The organism is Variovorax sp. V93, assembly GCF_041154485.1.
In the GTDB taxonomy this organism is placed as follows: domain Bacteria; phylum Pseudomonadota; class Gammaproteobacteria; order Burkholderiales; family Burkholderiaceae_C; genus Variovorax; species Variovorax beijingensis_A.
Genome location: NZ_AP028669.1, coordinates 1,804,830 through 1,820,157 on the forward strand (window position 1 = coordinate 1,804,830; position 15,328 = coordinate 1,820,157).

Annotated in this window: 12 protein-coding genes and 1 other RNA gene; 5 read left to right on the forward strand and 8 right to left on the reverse strand. The window is 65.2% G+C overall.

What is annotated here, in order from left to right; translation table 11 throughout:
* Window positions 1-37: 37 nt before the first annotated feature.
* The 8 genes from ACAM54_RS08515 to gyrA form a co-directional block, all read right to left on the reverse strand.
* Complete coding sequence (locus tag ACAM54_RS08515; protein ID WP_012746756.1) at window positions 38-352, reverse strand: integration host factor subunit beta; 315 nt, start codon at window positions 350-352, stop codon at window positions 38-40.
* A 71-nt stretch (window positions 353-423) separates the two neighbouring features.
* Window positions 424-2,112 (reverse strand): 30S ribosomal protein S1, encoded by a 1,689-nt coding sequence (gene rpsA / locus ACAM54_RS08520; protein WP_007829366.1) that lies wholly within the window; start codon window positions 2,110-2,112, stop codon window positions 424-426.
* A gap of 230 nt (window positions 2,113-2,342) precedes the next feature.
* Entirely contained in the window at window positions 2,343-4,355 is a 2,013-nt protein-coding gene (locus ACAM54_RS08525) for a bifunctional 3-phosphoshikimate 1-carboxyvinyltransferase/cytidylate kinase (protein WP_369650439.1), read from the reverse strand.
* A gap of 1 nt (window position 4,356) precedes the next feature.
* Window positions 4,357-5,238, reverse strand: coding sequence for a prephenate dehydrogenase (locus tag ACAM54_RS08530; protein WP_369650440.1), 882 nt, complete (start codon window positions 5,236-5,238; stop codon window positions 4,357-4,359).
* Between the two features lie 14 nt (window positions 5,239-5,252).
* Window positions 5,253-6,374, reverse strand: a complete 1,122-nt coding sequence (gene pheA, locus ACAM54_RS08535) for a prephenate dehydratase (protein ID WP_145741799.1) — start codon at window positions 6,372-6,374, stop codon at window positions 5,253-5,255.
* Between the two features lie 24 nt (window positions 6,375-6,398).
* On the reverse strand, window positions 6,399-7,466 hold the full coding sequence (gene serC, locus ACAM54_RS08540; protein WP_369650958.1) for a 3-phosphoserine/phosphohydroxythreonine transaminase: 1,068 nt from the start codon (window positions 7,464-7,466) through the stop codon (window positions 6,399-6,401).
* A 67-nt stretch (window positions 7,467-7,533) separates the two neighbouring features.
* On the reverse strand, window positions 7,534-8,121 hold the full coding sequence (locus ACAM54_RS08545; RefSeq protein WP_124956859.1) for a DUF2059 domain-containing protein: 588 nt from the start codon (window positions 8,119-8,121) through the stop codon (window positions 7,534-7,536).
* Window positions 8,118-10,763, reverse strand: a complete 2,646-nt coding sequence (gene gyrA, locus ACAM54_RS08550; RefSeq protein ID WP_145741802.1) for a DNA gyrase subunit A — start codon at window positions 10,761-10,763, stop codon at window positions 8,118-8,120. The genes ACAM54_RS08545 and gyrA overlap by 4 nt, the downstream gene beginning before the upstream one ends.
* Before the next feature lie 225 nt (window positions 10,764-10,988).
* Here gyrA and ompA point away from each other — a divergent pair, with 225 nt between their 5' ends.
* The 5 genes from ompA to ACAM54_RS08575 all read left to right on the forward strand — a co-directional run bounded on the left by ompA (window position 10,989) and on the right by ACAM54_RS08575 (window position 15,296).
* Window positions 10,989-11,642: an outer membrane protein OmpA gene (ompA, locus tag ACAM54_RS08555; RefSeq protein WP_192325081.1), complete on the forward strand. Its 654-nt coding sequence runs from the start codon at window positions 10,989-10,991 to the stop codon at window positions 11,640-11,642.
* A gap of 126 nt (window positions 11,643-11,768) precedes the next feature.
* Window positions 11,769-12,497, forward strand: a complete 729-nt coding sequence (ubiG, locus tag ACAM54_RS08560) for a bifunctional 2-polyprenyl-6-hydroxyphenol methylase/3-demethylubiquinol 3-O-methyltransferase UbiG (RefSeq protein WP_145741805.1) — start codon at window positions 11,769-11,771, stop codon at window positions 12,495-12,497.
* Window positions 12,494-13,162: an HAD-IA family hydrolase gene (locus tag ACAM54_RS08565; protein WP_145741807.1), complete on the forward strand. Its 669-nt coding sequence runs from the start codon at window positions 12,494-12,496 to the stop codon at window positions 13,160-13,162. The genes ubiG and ACAM54_RS08565 overlap by 4 nt, the downstream gene beginning before the upstream one ends.
* Window positions 13,163-13,174: 12 nt before the next feature.
* Window positions 13,175-13,559: a transfer-messenger RNA gene (gene ssrA / locus ACAM54_RS08570) on the forward strand.
* Window positions 13,560-13,640: 81 nt separating this feature from the next.
* Window positions 13,641-15,296 (forward strand): methyltransferase regulatory domain-containing protein, encoded by a 1,656-nt coding sequence (locus tag ACAM54_RS08575; RefSeq protein WP_369651893.1) that lies wholly within the window; start codon window positions 13,641-13,643, stop codon window positions 15,294-15,296.
* Window positions 15,297-15,328: the final 32 nt, after the last annotated feature.

A 15,328-nucleotide genomic window follows, 5' to 3' on the forward strand; every position in this document is an offset into this window, starting at 1 on the left:
CCGTTGCCGGGAGCATTCTACGTTTGCATCCATGCGATCAGGCCTTGCGGCCCTTGGCGTCGAGCTCGGCGGTCTTGGCGTCGACGGCCTCGCGCAATGCCTTGCCTGGCTTGAAGTGGGGCACCCGCTTTTCGGGGATCTGAACGCTCTCGCCCGAACGCGGGTTGCGGCCGATGCGCGGCGGACGCCGGGTGACCGAGAAGCTGCCGAAGCCACGGATCTCGATGCGGTGCCCGCGTACCAGCGCGTCGCTCATCGCGTCCAGGATGGTCTTGACGGCGTATTCGGCATCGCGGTGCGTCAGCTGCGCGAAGCGCGCTGCGAGTTCTTCGACGAGGTCAGAGCGGGTCATAGGCCAAACAAAAACGTGGACGAAAAAAAAGACAGAGCGGCCCCAGGGCCTGCTCTGTCTTCGGGGGCAGCTTACTTGCTGTCGTTGTTGTCGAGCTTGGCGCGCAGCAGGGCGCCCAGGCTCGTCGTGCCGGCGTTTTCGCGTGCCGACTGCTGGCTCAGGCTGGCCATGGCGCCTTGCTCGTCGACCATGTCCTTCTGCTTGATCGACAGCTGGATGTTGCGGGTCTTGCGATCCACGTTCACGACGATGGCGGTGACTTCGTCGCCTTCCTTGAGCACGTTGCGGGCATCTTCGACGCGGTCGCGCGAGATTTCCGAAGCACGCAGGTAGCCGATGATGTCTTCGCCGAGGTCGATTTCAGCGCCGCGGGCGTCCACGGTCTTGACCTTGCCGGTCACGATCTGGCCCTTGTCGTTCACCGTGGTGAAGGTGGTGAACGGGTCGCTGTCGAGCTGCTTGATGCCCAGCGAGATGCGCTCGCGGTCGACGTCGACGGCCAGCACGATCGCTTCGACTTCCTGGCCCTTCTTGTAGTTGCGAACGGCGGTTTCGCCGGCTTCGTTCCACGAGAGGTCCGAGAGGTGCACCAGGCCGTCGATGCCGGCAGCCAGACCCACGAACACGCCGAAGTCGGTGATCGACTTGATCGGGCCCTTGACGCGGTCGCCACGCTTGGTGTTCTGCGCGAACTCTTGCCACGGGTTGGCCTTGCACTGCTTCATGCCCAGGCTGATGCGGCGCTTGTCTTCGTCGATCTCGAGGACCATGACTTCGACTTCGTCGCCCAGCGAGACGATCTTGTTCGGAGCGATGTTCTTGTTGGTCCAGTCCATTTCGGAGACGTGCACCAGGCCTTCGATGCCGGGTTCGAGTTCGACGAACGCGCCGTAGTCGGCAATGTTCGTGACCTTGCCGAACAGGCGGGTCGATTGCGGGTAGCGGCGCGAAACGCCCATCCACGGGTCGTCGCCCATTTGCTTGAGACCCAGCGAGACACGGTTCTTCTCGGTGTCGAACTTGAGGATCTTGGCGGTGATTTCCTGGCCGGCCTGAACGACTTCGCTCGGGTGGCGGACACGGCGCCATGCCATGTCGGTGATGTGCAGCAGGCCGTCGATGCCGCCGAGGTCCACGAACGCACCGTATTCGGTGATGTTCTTGACCACGCCGCGCACGACTGCGCCTTCCTTCAGGGTTTCCATCAGCTTGGCGCGCTCTTCGCCCATGCTGGCTTCGACCACGGCACGGCGCGACAGCACGACGTTGTTGCGCTTGCGGTCGAGCTTGATGACCTTGAATTCGAGGGTCTTGTTCTCGTACGGGGTCAGGTCCTTGATCGGACGCGTGTCGATCAGCGAGCCCGGCAGGAAGGCGCGGATGCCGTTGACGAGCACCGTGAGGCCGCCCTTGACCTTGCCGCTGGTGGTGCCGGTGACGAAGTCGCCCGATTCCAGGGCCTTCTCCAGGGCGAGCCACGAAGCGAGGCGCTTGGCGGTGTCGCGCGAGAGGATGGTGTCGCCGTAGCCGTTTTCAACGCTGCCGATGGCAACGGAAACGAAATCGCCGGCCTGGACTTCGAGTTCGCCCTTGTCGTTCTTGAACTCCTCGATCGGCACATACGCTTCGGACTTGAGGCCGGCGTTGACCACCACGTGGTTGTGTTCGACGCGCACGACTTCGGCCGTGATGACCTCGCCGGTGCGCATTTCGGAACGCTTCAGGGACTCTTCGAATAGGTCGGCAAAAGATTCAGACATTGATGGTTCCTTCCGTCAGGCAGGGTTGGCAGTCGCTATTGCGAAATTGCGTGCGGCTGCTGTAGGTCTGGAGACGGCGGTTTTGTGGGCGTGAGCCCGGGTTGGTTGAACAACCAGCAGGCCGGTGCGCTGTCGCGCGAGAAGAGCCTGCTGGAGCGGTATGCGCTGCCCCGGAATCCGGTTGGCGCGAGCCCTTCAGGCGGGCCTGAAAGGCTGTGGCTTCCAACCGCTCAAGCGGGCTTGAACGGCTGCTTTTCCTGCCACCAGTTCAACACCTGGTCGATCGATTGCTCGATGGACAGCTGGGAGTTGTCGAGGTGGCGGGCATCCTGCGCCGGCTTGAGGGGAGCGACGCTGCGGGACGAATCCCTGGCGTCGCGTGCTTCCAAGTCGGAGCGAAGACTGTCAAGTGTAGTTGAAATACCCTTTGAAATCAACTGCTTATGCCGGCGTTCGGCCCTCTGGGCGGCGCTGGCCGTGAGAAAGACCTTGAGCGCCGCGTCGGGGAAGATCACGGTGCCCATGTCGCGGCCGTCGGCCACCAGGCCCGGGAGCTGCCGAAAGCGCTGCTGCAGCGCCAGAAGCGCCTCGCGCACCGCGGGAAGCGTGGAGACGCGGGAGGCGTCCATGCCGGCGGCTTCGGTGCGGATCTCGTCGCTCACGTCCTCGCCGGCCAGCAGCACCTTGCCCTCGGTGAAATGCAGGGGCAGGGCGGCCGCCAGGGCGGCGATCTGCGTCTCGTGCTGCGGCTCGGCGCCGAGCCCGGCGCGCCGCATGGCCAGGCCGGTCACGCGGTAGAGCGAGCCCGAATCCAGGTAGTGGTAGCCCAGCAGGCGCGCCACCTCGGCTGCGAGCGTGCCCTTGCCCGAGGCGGTGGGGCCGTCGATGCAGATCACCGGCACCTCGGGCGCCTCGGCCACCGAGAACAGCGTTTCGAAATAGTCCGGGAAGGTTTTGGCAACGCAGTGCGGCTCCAGGATGCGCACCGGCAAGCCCGCCGGGTTGAACGCCGCGAGCGAGAAGCACATGGCCACGCGATGGTCGTCGTAGGTGCGGATGCTTGCCGCCTGCCAGCCCGAGCGCTCCAGCGGATGCACCCGGATGAAATCGGGGCCGGATTCGACCGTGGCGCCGAGCTTCCTGAGCTCGTTGGCCATGGCGTCGATGCGGTCGGTTTCCTTGACGCGCCAGCTGGCGATGTTGCGCAGGGTGCTCGGGCCGTCGGCATAGAGCGCCATCACGGCCAGCGTCATCGCGGCATCGGGGATGTGGTTGGCGTCCAGGTCGATGGCCTTGAGTGGCCAGGCGCCGCGGCGCACGTCGAGCCAGTTCGGCCCGCTGTCGACCTGCGCGCCCATTTGCCGCGCCGCCTCGATGAAGCGGATGTCGCCCTGGATCGAATCGGCGCCCACGCCTTCGATCCGGATGCTGGCCTGGCCGGAAGCGCCTGTGGCAATGGCGCCGAGCGCTATGAAATAGCTGGCAGACGAGGCGTCGGCCTCGACGTGGATGTCGCCCGGCGAGCTGTAGCGGCTGCCCGCGGGGATGGTGAAGCGCTCCCAGCCCTCGCGACGCACCGCAATGCCGAAGCGCGCCAGCAGGTTGAGCGTGATCTCGATGTAGGGCTTGGAGATCAGCTCGCCGACCACTTCGATCACGATGTCCTTCCGGGCTGCGAGGGGCAGTGCCAGCAGCAGCGCGGTCAGGAACTGGCTTGAGACGTCGCCGCGCACCCGGATCGGGGCGTCCAGCACCAGCGCGCCGTGATCGACCGGCCGGATGCGCAGCGGCGGGTAGCCAGGGTTGCCCAGGTAGTCGATGCGGCAGCCGAGCTGGGTCAGCGCATCGACCAGGTCGCCGATCGGCCGCTCGTGCATGCGCGGCACGCCGCTGAGCTCGAAATCGCCGCCGAGCAGCGACAGCGCGGCGGTCAGCGGACGCATCGCAGTGCCGGCGTTGCCGAGAAAAAGCGGCAGCAACGGGCCACCGGACTTCAGCTGGCCGCCGATGCCGGTGATGCGCAGCGTGCTGCCGGCCGCATCGATGCCGCAGCCAAGCGCGCGCAGCGCATCGAGCATCACGCGGGTGTCGTCGGAATCGAGCAGGTCGTGGACGGTGGTGGTTCCGCTGGCCAGCGCGGCCAGCAGCAGCACGCGGTTCGAAATGCTCTTGGAGCCCGGCAGCCGCACGGTGCCCGAAGCCCCGGCCAGCGCAGGAATATCGAGGAATGCCGTCGAGAACATGTCAGGAGTCCTGGGAGGCGTCGGTGTTGGGCTGCCAGGCGGCGCGGACCTTGCTGCCGGCGGCGATCGAATGCTCCAGCGCCTGGGCGTCGCCGGCTGTGACCAGCGCCTCGAGCTCGAGCAGCGCCTTGCGGAATGCCTGCGATTGCAGCAGCACCTGCTCGCGGTTGGCGAGCAGCACGTCGCGCCACATGACCGGATCGCTCGCCGCAATGCGCGAAAAATCGCGAAACCCCGGCCCTGCAAGGCGCAGGAAATCGTCGCCCTGCGGTTGCGCGATCAGGGCGTTGAGGTAGGCAAAGGCCAGCAGGTGCGGCAGGTGGCTCACGGCCGCGAAGGCGCTGTCGTGCTCCTCGTGCGTCATGGTGACGACATTGGCGCCGATGCCGCTCCAGATCTGCGAGGCGCGCTGCACGTTCGAGCGCAGCGTGGCCTTGACCGGTGTCAGCACGACCTTGCGGCCGACGTAGAGCGAAGCTTCGGCGTGCTCGATGCCGGACACTTCCTTGCCGGCGATCGGATGGGCCGGGACGAAGTGGGCGAACTGGTCCTGCAGGCCGTTGCGAGCGGCTTCGATCACGTCGCCCTTGGTCGAGCCCACGTCCATCACGAGCGTATCGTTCGAAATGCCGTGGCGGATGGCCTTGAAGGTGGCTTCCGAGGCCGCCACCGGAACCGCCAGCAGCACGAGGTCGGAACCCGAGACCGCCAGCAGCGCGGAAGGCGCCGCCACGTCGATCACGCCGAGCTGGCGCGCCCGCTCGGTGGTGGAGGGCGACTTGCTGTAGCCGACCACGCGTTTCACGAGCTTCGCACGCTTGAGCGCAAGCGCAAAGGAGCCGCCCATGAGGCCGCAGCCGATCAATCCCAATTGCTCGAACATGGTGCTTGTCCGGCTCAGGCTTTGACAGGGTAGGCGCCCAGCACCTTGTAGAACGCGCAGAGACCGCGCAGCTCGGCCAGCGCCGCAGCCACGTTGGGCTGCGAGGGATGGCCGTCCAGGTCGATGTAGAAGTAGTACTCCCACTGGCCGGTGCGCGCCGGGCGCGACTCGAACCGGGTCATGGACACGTTGTTGACCTTCAGCGGCACCAGCAGGTCGTGCACGGCGCCGGGACGGTTCGGCACCGAGACGATCAGGCTCGTGCAGTCGCGCCCCGAGGCCGGCGGCATGGCCAGCGTCTGCGGCAGGCAGATCACGGAGAAGCGGGTGCGGTTGTACGAATCGTCCTGGATCGCATGCGCCACGATGTGCAGGCCGAATCGCGTGGCGGCGCGTTCGCCGGCCAGTGCGGCCCAGGCCGGGTTGGTGGCCGCGAGCCGCGCGCCTTCGGCGTTGCTCGAAACGGCGCGCCGCTCGGCATTGGGCAGGTGCTTCGACAGCCAGGTCTGGCACTGCGCCAGCGCCTGCGGGTGGGCCAGCACGGCCTCGATGCCCTCGAGCGTATTGCTGCTGCGCAGCAGATGGTGGCGCACCAGCAGGCTGACTTCGCCGACCACATGGGTGGGGGAATGCAGGAACAGGTCGAGCGAGCGCGTGACTACGCCCTCGGTCGAGTTTTCGACGCCCACCACGCCGTACTGGGCGCTGCCGGCCGCCGTGGCGTGGAACACCTCGTCGAAGCTGGCGCAGTAGATCAGGTCGGCGGCGCCGCCGAAGTATTCGATGGCGGCCTGTTCGCAGAAGGTGCCCTCGGGGCCGAGCACGGCGACCCGCTGCGGCGATTCGAGCGCCAGGCAGGCCGACATGATTTCGCGCCAGATGGCGGCCACATGCAGGTCCTTGAGCGGGCCCGCATTGCTCTTTTGCATCTTCTCGATGACCTGGGCCACGCGGTCGGGGCGGAAATACGGGGTGCCTTCGCGCTTCTTGACCTCGCCCACCAGCTCTGCCACATGGGCCCGCTCATTGAGCAGGCTGAGCAGTTGCTGGTCGAGCGAATCGATCTGCACGCGCAGACCGGCAAGGCTTTCGGAGTTGTCGGGAGAGGAGGGCGGTGTTGGAGCGGAGGCGGTCATCGGTGCGAGCAGCTGGGCATGCGCCTAGGCATGCGATCGCTCGAATTCTCGCATGTAGCTCACAAGTGCTCGTACACCTTCCAGCGGCATGGCGTTGTAGATGCTCGCGCGCATGCCGCCGACCGACTTGTGGCCCTTGAGCTGCAGCAGGCCGGCCTCGCGCGCGCCGGCCAGGAAGGCGTCGTTGCGGCTTTCGTCGCGCAGGAAGAACGGCACGTTCATGCGCGAACGGCAGTCCGGGTCGATCTTGTTGAGGTAGAACGAAGAGGCGTCGATGAAGTCGTACAGCAGCTTCGCCTTGGCAATGTTGCGCTGTTCCATGGCGGCCACGCCGGTCAGCGCGCCTTCGGTCTGCTGCAGCAGCCACTGGAACGTCAGCCCCGCCATGTAGATGCCCCAGGTCGGCGGGGTGTTGTACATGGACTTGTTGTCGGCCACGATCTTGTAGTTGAACGCGCTGGGGCAGATCTCGAGCGCGTGCCCGAGCAGGTCGTCGCGCACGATCACCAGTGTGAGCCCGGCCGGCCCGAGGTTCTTCTGCGCACCGCCGAAGGCCAGGCCGACACGGCGCCAGTCGACGCTGCGCGAGGCCACGTGTGACGAAAAATCGATGACCAGCGGCGCATTGCTGCCAAGGGCCGCGAGGTCGGGCAACTGCTGGAACTCGATGCCGTTGATGGTCTCGTTGGTGCACAGGTGCACGTACGAGGCCTCCTTGCTGAGCTGCCAGGTCGAGGGATCGGGCAGCCGCGTGTGGTGGTCGCCGGCGTTGCTGGCGGCGATGTTCGCCGTGCAGTAGCGCTGCGCTTCCTTCTGCGACTTGATGCTCCAGCTGCCGGTGATGACGAAGTCGGCGGCAGTGCCGCGCGACAGGTTCATCGGCACGATGGCGTTCTCGCCAAGGCCGCCGCCCTGCATGAAGAGGATGTGGAAGTGCTCCGGCACGGCCAGCAGCGTGCGGATGTCGGCTTCGGCCTGGGTGCAGATCGCGCCGAATTCCTTGCCGCGATGGCTCATTTCCATCACGCTCATCCCGCTGTCCTGCCAGTCGAGCATCTCGGCGGCGGCGCGTTGCAGCACCGCCTCCGGCATGGCGGCCGGACCGGCGGAAAAGTTGTACGGGCGCGTGCCGGCCGGCTGGTGCTGCTGTGGAGTCACGTCACTTCTTGGCGGGAGCCTTGGCCGGTGCCTTGGCGGGAGCGGCGCCTTGCGAGCCGCCGGTGGGTGCACCCAGGGCCTTGGCCACGTTTTCGTCGAGCGCGCGCATCTTCGGCTCGATGGTGGCGCGCGTGTCGCTCACGAGCTTCTCGGTCAGCGCGGTCTGCATCTTGGGGTTGAGGTCCTGGTACTTCTTGCTGAGCGGCGAGTTGATCCAGGCCAGCAGTTGCTTGAGCTCGTCTTCGCTGAAGTTCTGCTCGAGCAGCGGCGTCAGGGCTCCGGGTGCCAGTTGCACGGCCTTGTCGCGCACGATCGGATACGCCTCGTCGAAGTACTTCTTGAGTTCGGCGTCGGCAGCCTTGGCGGCCGATTCGCGCTTGGCTTCGGGCACTTGCGTCTGCAGGTACTGCGAGCCGGCTTGCGCGATCGGGGCGCTCGATTGCTCGACCAGGCCGCGGGCCAGCGATTCGATGCCGGGGCGCTGCACGTCGATGAACTGCTTGATGAGCGCAGCCTTGTCCTGGGCCATGGCGGCCATGGAGCTGCCGGCCAAGGCGACGGTCAGAAGTGCGAGCTTGAATTTTTTCACTGAGGATTCTCCGTTGAAGATGAGGAAGTATCGTCTGCGCCAGGCTCACTCTCGCCGTTGGCGTCGTTTTCGACGATACGTTGTAGCCCGCTGAGTTTGGCGCCTTCGTCGAGCCCGATCAGCGTAACGCCCTGCGTTGCGCGACCCAGCTCGCGAATCTCGGCTACCCGGGTGCGCACGAGCACGCCCTTGTCGGTGATGAGCATGATCTCATCGTCCGCATGCACGAGGGTGGCGGCAACGACCTTGCCGTTGCGCTCACTCTGTTGAATCGCAATCATGCCTTTGGTTCCGCGGCCGTGACGCGTGTACTCGGTAATGCTTGTGCGCTTTCCGTAACCATTTTCCGTGGCGGTGAGCACGCTTTGCTGCTCGTCCTCGGCCACCAGCATCGCGATCACGCCTTGCCCCGGATCGAGCGACATGCCGCGCACGCCGCGCGCGTTGCGGCCCAGCGGGCGCACGTCTTCCTCGTCGAAGCGCACGGCTTTGCCGCCGTCGCTGAACAGCATCACGTCGTGCTTGCCGTCGGTGAGTGCGGCGCCGATGAGGTAGTCGCCCTCGTCGAGGTTCACGGCAATGATGCCGCCCTTGCGCGGGTTGTTGAATTCGTCGAGCGTGGTCTTCTTGACCGTGCCCATGGAGGTGGCCATGAACACGTACTGGTCGGCCGGGAAGTTGCGCTTCTCGCCGGTCAGGGCGAGCGCCACGTTGATCTTCTCGCCTTCCTGCAGCGGGAACATGTTGACGATGGGGCGCCCGCGCGAGCCGCGCGAACCCGCCGGCACTTCCCACACCTTGAGCCAGTACAGCCGGCCGCGGTTGGAGAAGCACAGGATGTAGTCGTGCGTGTTGGCGATGAAGAGCTGGTCGATCCAGTCGTCTTCCTTGGTGACGGTGGCCTGCTTGCCGCGTCCGCCCCGTTTTTGCGCGCGGTACTCGTTCAGCGGCTGGCTCTTGATGTAGCCGCTGTGCGAAAGCGTGACCACCATGTCGGTGGGCGTGATCAGGTCTTCGGTCGAGAGGTCGTAGGCGCTGTGCTCCACCAGGCTGCGGCGCGCGCCGAGCTTGGACTGGCCGAACTCCTGCTTGATGGTGCCGAGTTCTTCGCCGATGATGACCGAGACCCGCTCGGGCTTGGCCAGGATGTCGAGCAGGTCGTCGATCTCGGCCATGACCTCCTTGTACTCGGCAACGATCTTGTCCTGCTCGAGGCCGGTCAGGCGCTGCAGGCGCATCTGCAGGATTTCCTGGGCCTGCGTTTCCGACAGGCGGTAGAGGCCATCCGAGCCCATGCCGAATTCGCGTTCCAGGCCCTCGGGGCGGTAGTCGTCGGCATTGACCACGCCGCCGTCCGCGCGCGAGCGCGTGAGCATCTCGCGCACCAGTTTGCTGTCCCAGCTGCGGGTCATCAGTTCGGCCTTGGCGACCGGCGGAGTGGGCGACTCGCGGATGATGCGGATGAACTCGTCGATGTTGGCCAGCGCCACCGCCAGGCCTTCGAGCACGTGGCCGCGTTCGCGCGCCTTGCGCAGCGTGAAGACGGTGCGGCGCGTGACCACTTCGCGGCGGTGCTGCAGGAAGACCTCGATCAGGTCCTTCAGGTTGCACAGCTTGGGCTGGCCGTCGACCAGCGCCACCATGTTGATGCCGAAGGTGTCCTGCAGCTGGGTCTGCTTGTACAGGTTGTTGAGCACCACCTCGGGCACCTCGCCGCGCTTGAGCTCGATGACCAGGCGCATGCCCGACTTGTCGGACTCGTCCTGGATGTGGCTGATGCCCTCGATCTTCTTTTCGTGCACCAGCTCGGCCATGCGCTCCTGCAGTGTCTTCTTGTTGACCTGGTAGGGGAGCTCGTCGACGATGATCGCCTGGCGCTGGCCGCGGTCGATGTCCTCGAAGTGGCACTTGGCGCGCATCACGACCTTGCCGCGGCCGGTGCGGTAGCCATCCCGCACGCCATTGATGCCGTAGATGATGCCGGCGGTCGGGAAGTCGGGCGCCGGCACGATTTCCATCAGCTCGTCGATGGTGGCCTGCGGATTGCGCAGCAAGTGCAGGCAGGCGTCCACCACCTCATTGAGATTGTGCGGCGGAATATTGGTGGCCATGCCCACCGCAATACCGCCGGAGCCATTCACCAGCAAATTCGGCAGTTTGCTCGGAAGGACCTTTGGTTCTTTTTCGGAGCCGTCGTAATTGTCTTGGAAATCGACAGTTTCCTTGTCGATATCGGCCAGCATTTCGTGTGCAATTTTGGCCAGCCGGATTTCCGTATACCGCATTGCGGCCGCATTGTCTCCGTCGACCGACCCGAAGTTGCCCTGGCCGTCGACCAGCATATGGCGCATGGAAAAGTCCTGCGCCAGCCGCACGATGGTGTCGTAGACCGATTGGTCGCCATGCGGGTGGTACTTGCCGATCACGTCGCCCACGATGCGGGCGGACTTCTTGTAGGCCCGGTTCCAGTCGTTGTTGAGCTCGTGCATGGCATACAGCACGCGCCGGTGCACAGGCTTGAGGCCGTCGCGCGCATCGGGAAGCGCCCGGCCCACGATCACGCTCATGGCGTAATCGAGATAGCTGCTGCGCATTTCCTCTTCGAGACTGATGGGCAGGGTTTCTTTGGCGAAGGAGGTCATTGAGCAAGAGGCTGGCGGCAGGAAGGCGAAATTTTACGCTCTGAGGGGTGTCGCACCGCCGCAACACAAGGCCGCTATTCCGCCTCCGTCCTACGCTTCCGGGGTGTCCAGCGGCCTGTTTGCCAAAGACCCTATGGCACAATCGCCTCAACGTTTTGGGTGGTGGTCACTTAAAGCGTCCTTGATTCGCAGCGCGGCTGCGGCTTTTTCCCCAAGAGGAGAACCATGAAGAAACTGAATAAAGTGGCGATGATGTTTGCAGTCGCTGCGCTCGCCACTGCCGCCGGCGCGCAGACCCGTGTCACCGCTGCGAACGGCGGTCCTACGATCGACAACTGGCAAAACGGCACCGGCGAACTGGTTTGGAAGAACGGCACGAACGAACTGTGCTGGCGTGATGCCAACTGGACGCCGGCTACGGCCGCCGCCGGTTGCGACGGTGCTCTGGTTCCGGCTCCCGCCGTTACGCCTCCTGCCGCTGTGACGCCGCCTGCTGCTGTGACGCCGCCGGCCGTGGCTGCTTCGAAGGTCACCTTCGCTGCCGATGCATTCTTCGACTTCGACAAGTCGGTTCTCAAGCCCGAAGGTCGCGCCAAGCTGACCGACCTGGTCTCGAAGATCCGCGACGTCAACCTCGAAGTGATCATCGCCGTGGGCCACACCGACTCGATCGGTTCGGACGCCTACAACCAGCGTCTGTCGGTGCGCCGCGCCGAAGCCGTCAAGGCCTTCCTGGTCTCGAAGGGCATCGAACGCAACCGCGTCTACACCGAAGGCAAGGGCGAGAAGCAGCCTGTTGCGGACAACCGCACCAAGGAAGGCCGCGCCAAGAACCGCCGCGTGGAAATCGAAGTGGTTGGCACCCGCGCCAACAAGTGATTCGATTGAATCGCTAAAAGAAAACCCCGCCTCGGCGGGGTTTTTTTATGCCCACTGAATTTCTTCGGGCGCGGATGCGGTACCCGTGGATGCTCGCCGGCGCATTCTCCGTTTCATAATCACGGCATGACAGATCATGTGAATGCCGACCCGGCGGAACTCGCCAAGTTTTCGGAGCTTGCCCACCGCTGGTGGGATTTGGACAGCGAATTCCGCCCGCTCCATGAAATCAATCCATTGCGACTGGAATGGATTGACGGTATTGCGCCGATTTCGCAGCGCCGGGTGCTCGATATCGGCTGCGGCGGCGGCATTCTGGCCGATTCGATGGCCCGAAAGGGCGCGGACGTGCTTGGCATCGATCTGGCGAGCAAGGCGCTCAAGGTTGCGCGCCTGCATGCCCTCGAAGCCGGAACCCAGGGCGTCAAGTACCGGGAAGTCAGCGCCGAGGCGCTGGCTGCGGAGCAGCCCGGCAGCTTCGACGTCGTCACCTGCATGGAAATGCTGGAGCACGTGCCCGAGCCCGCGTCGATCGTCCAGGCCTGTGCCACGCTCGTCAAGCCGGGCGGCTGGGTGTTCTTTTCCACGATCAACCGCAACCTGAAGTCGTTCATGCTTGCGATCGTCGGTGCCGAATATGTTCTGGGCATGCTGCCGCGCGGCACGCACGAGTACGCGAAGCTGCTGCGTCCCAGCGAACTGGCGGCCCACTGCCGCGCCGCCGGCCTGGACCTGCGGCACACGCGCGGCATGGAACACAACCCGCTGACGCGGCGGTATTGGCTCAGCGCCGACACCAGCGTCAACTACATGTTCGCCACGCAGAAGCCGGCGCTGTCGGGTTCGCAGACGTGACGGCCGCAGCCATCCAGGCCGTGCTGTTCGATCTGGACGGCACGCTGATCGACAGCGCACCCGATCTCGGCGCCGCGGCCGACAAGATGCGCACGGATCGCGGGCTCGAGTCGTACCCCCTGGAGCGCTATCGGTTCATGGCGGGAGCCGGTGCCCGGGGCATGCTCGGTGTGGCTTTCGGCATCACGCCCGAAGCGCCGGAATTTCCTGCGTTGAGGGAAGAGTTCTTCGTCGCCTACGAAAACCGCATGCTGCTCAACACGCAGGTGTTCGACGGGGTGCCATCGCTCATCGATGCCATCCGGGCGCGCGGCCTGGCCTGGGGGGTGGTCACCAACAAGTCGGCACGCTTCACCGATCCGCTGACGCGCGCGATTCCGCTTTTCGACAGTGCCGGCGCGATCGTGAGCGGCGACACCACGCCGTACGCCAAGCCGCACCCCGAGCCCCTGCATGAAGCGGCACGCCGGCTTGGAATTCCATCCAGCGCCTGCATCTACGTGGGGGACGACGAACGCGACATCATCGCAGGCCGGGCCGCGGGCATGCGGACCATCGCGGCTACCTATGGTTACATGGGGCCGCAGGCGGACGCCACCCTCTGGGAGGCCGATGCCGCAATTACTTCGCCCCTGGAGCTCTTGCAATTCCTCAACCCGGCCTAAAATGGTGGGCTTGGGGCTGCACTGGTTTCGACGTGGGTTCGGAGTCGCAGCGGGGCATGTCGAGCTGAATGCGCTCGTAAAACAGATTCAAACAAACTAACTGCAAACGACGAACGTTTCGCACTCGCTGCTTAATTGCCAGTGAGCCTTGCAACAGTTGGCCGATGGGCTGGGCAAGGGGGTCTGGAGCAATCCTGACCTCCCGGCTGCAAGGATAATTACATGGGCTGGCTCCGATCCGGGTACCTTGGGTCGGGGCGAGAAAATAGGGTGCTGGCGTCCGGTTTAGCGTGTGACTGCGCGACTCCGGAAGCGAGACTCAAATCAGATCACTAAACATGTAGAACTGCGCGATGAAGGCTTGCGGACGGGGGTTCAAATCCCCCCAGCTCCACCATCCACCGCAAAAAGCCAACCTTCGACGGGTTGGCTTTTTTTTGCCCCACGCGAGGCTATAGTCAGCGGGAGCTGACACACCATGGCCGCTGTTTCTCCTTGGCAAAGGGTGCTGCGGCCGGCCTCGATTCCAAAGGACGCCGTGCCCGATTCACTGACCTCCACGCTCACGAGCTACTACGACGCGGTGCCCTACGAGTCGCACCCTTTCCCGCAAACCGCCGTAGAGCACCTGGAAGCCATTGCCTTTCTGTTCGGCCTCGAAGCACCGGCCCCATCCACCGCGCGCGTGCTGGAACTCGGCTGCGCGGCTGGCGGCAACCTGATTCCGTTTGCGGCGCGCCACCCCGAAGCCAGCGCCCTGGGCCTCGATCTGTCGACGGTGCAGGTCGCGCAGGGCCGCGAGGCCATCGCGCGTGCCGGGCTGTCGAATGTGGAGCTGCGGGCATTCAATCTGGCCGAGATCGATGCATCGTTCGGCCAGTTCGACTACATCATCTGCCACGGCGTCTACAGCTGGGTGCCGGGGCCGGTGCAGGACGCGATCCTGCGCGTGTGCTCGGAGAATCTGGCACCCGATGGCGTTGCCTATGTCAGCTACAACGTCTACCCCGGCTGGAAGGCGAGGGAGATCGTGCGCGACGCGATGATCCTGCGCGGCGGCCCGCGTGACACGCCGGAGGAAAAGCTGTCCTATGCGCGCGGCATGCTCGAATTTCTCGAGCAGTCGGCGCGACCCGGCAGCGTGCTCGGCAAAACGCTCGAGGAAACGATGCCGATCGTGCGCGGGGCCAACGGCTCCTACCTGCTGCACGAGTTTCTCGAGCCCTGCAACGCACCTTGCTATTTCAAGGAGTTCGTGGCGCGCGCCGAGGCGAATGGCCTCGGCTACCTGGCAGAGGCAGAGCCGTCGACGATGTTCGTCCAGAACTACGGCGAGAAGGTTCGCGAGCCGCTGCTGCGCGAGTGCGGCGGCAGCCAGGTCCTGATGGAGCAGTATCTCGACTTCCTCGTGAATCGCACGTTCCGCCAGACGCTGCTGGTGAAGCAGGGCCGCGCCGGAGACATCCGCTACCGGTTGGACCCAGCCCGCATCAGCGGCTTCGAGTTTGCCGGCGTGTTCTCCGCTGCGGACGGCAGCGCGCTGACGCTCGATGCGCGCGAGCAGCCATGCAATGCGCTGCGCAACCTGACGGTGACGCTGCGGCTGCCGGTGCACAAGGCCCTGGCGCAGGTGCTCGAAGCGCACTACCCGGCCAGCGTGTCATTCGAGCGGCTGGTTGCCGCGGTACTCGCGCTGCTGGGCGAGCCGCGTTCGTCGGTCGAGCCGGCAGTGCTGTCGATGCTCGAGGAACTGGTGATCCTCGGCGCCGTGCGCGTCCGGCGCGCGCCGGTACACGCCGCCGCGGAGGTCTCTGCCTTGCCGCGGGCGCTGCCGTCGGTGCGCAGTGCGCCCGGCCTGGCGTTGTCGGCCGGAAGCGCGGCGAACGTCTGCAACCAGTGGCACGAACTCGTGGGGCTTTCAGCGCTCGAGCGCTGCCTGTTGCCGCTGCTCGATGGCGCGCATTCGCACGCCATGCTGGCCGACCACCTGGCCAACGAAGTGGATGCCGGCCGCCTGCGCTTCATCCAGAATGACAAGCCGCTGACCGATCCATCCGTCCTGCAGGAATTCGCACGGCAGCAGGTGGTGCTTGGCCTGGCGGCCCTGCGGCGCAAGGCGCTGCTCGTCGCATGACCGTTACCGTTCCCATCGAACTCAAAAGAGGA

Coding starts and splice junctions, on each gene's coding strand:
- ACAM54_RS08515 (WP_012746756.1), bottom strand. CDS start 352: ATGACCCGCTCTGACCTCGTCGAAGAACTCGCAGCGCGCTTCGCGCAG.
- rpsA (WP_007829366.1), bottom strand. CDS start 2,112: ATGTCTGAATCTTTTGCCGACCTATTCGAAGAGTCCCTGAAGCGTTCC.
- ACAM54_RS08525 (WP_369650439.1), bottom strand. CDS start 4,355: ATGTTCTCGACGGCATTCCTCGATATTCCTGCGCTGGCCGGGGCTTCG.
- ACAM54_RS08530 (WP_369650440.1), bottom strand. CDS start 5,238: ATGTTCGAGCAATTGGGATTGATCGGCTGCGGCCTCATGGGCGGCTCC.
- pheA (WP_145741799.1), bottom strand. CDS start 6,374: ATGACCGCCTCCGCTCCAACACCGCCCTCCTCTCCCGACAACTCCGAA.
- serC (WP_369650958.1), bottom strand. CDS start 7,466: ATGCCGGAGGCGGTGCTGCAACGCGCCGCCGCCGAGATGCTCGACTGG.
- gyrA (WP_145741802.1), bottom strand. CDS start 10,763: ATGACCTCCTTCGCCAAAGAAACCCTGCCCATCAGTCTCGAAGAGGAA.
- ompA (WP_192325081.1), top strand. CDS start 10,989: ATGAAGAAACTGAATAAAGTGGCGATGATGTTTGCAGTCGCTGCGCTC.
- ubiG (WP_145741805.1), top strand. CDS start 11,769: ATGACAGATCATGTGAATGCCGACCCGGCGGAACTCGCCAAGTTTTCG.
- ACAM54_RS08575 (WP_369651893.1), top strand. CDS start 13,641: ATGGCCGCTGTTTCTCCTTGGCAAAGGGTGCTGCGGCCGGCCTCGATT.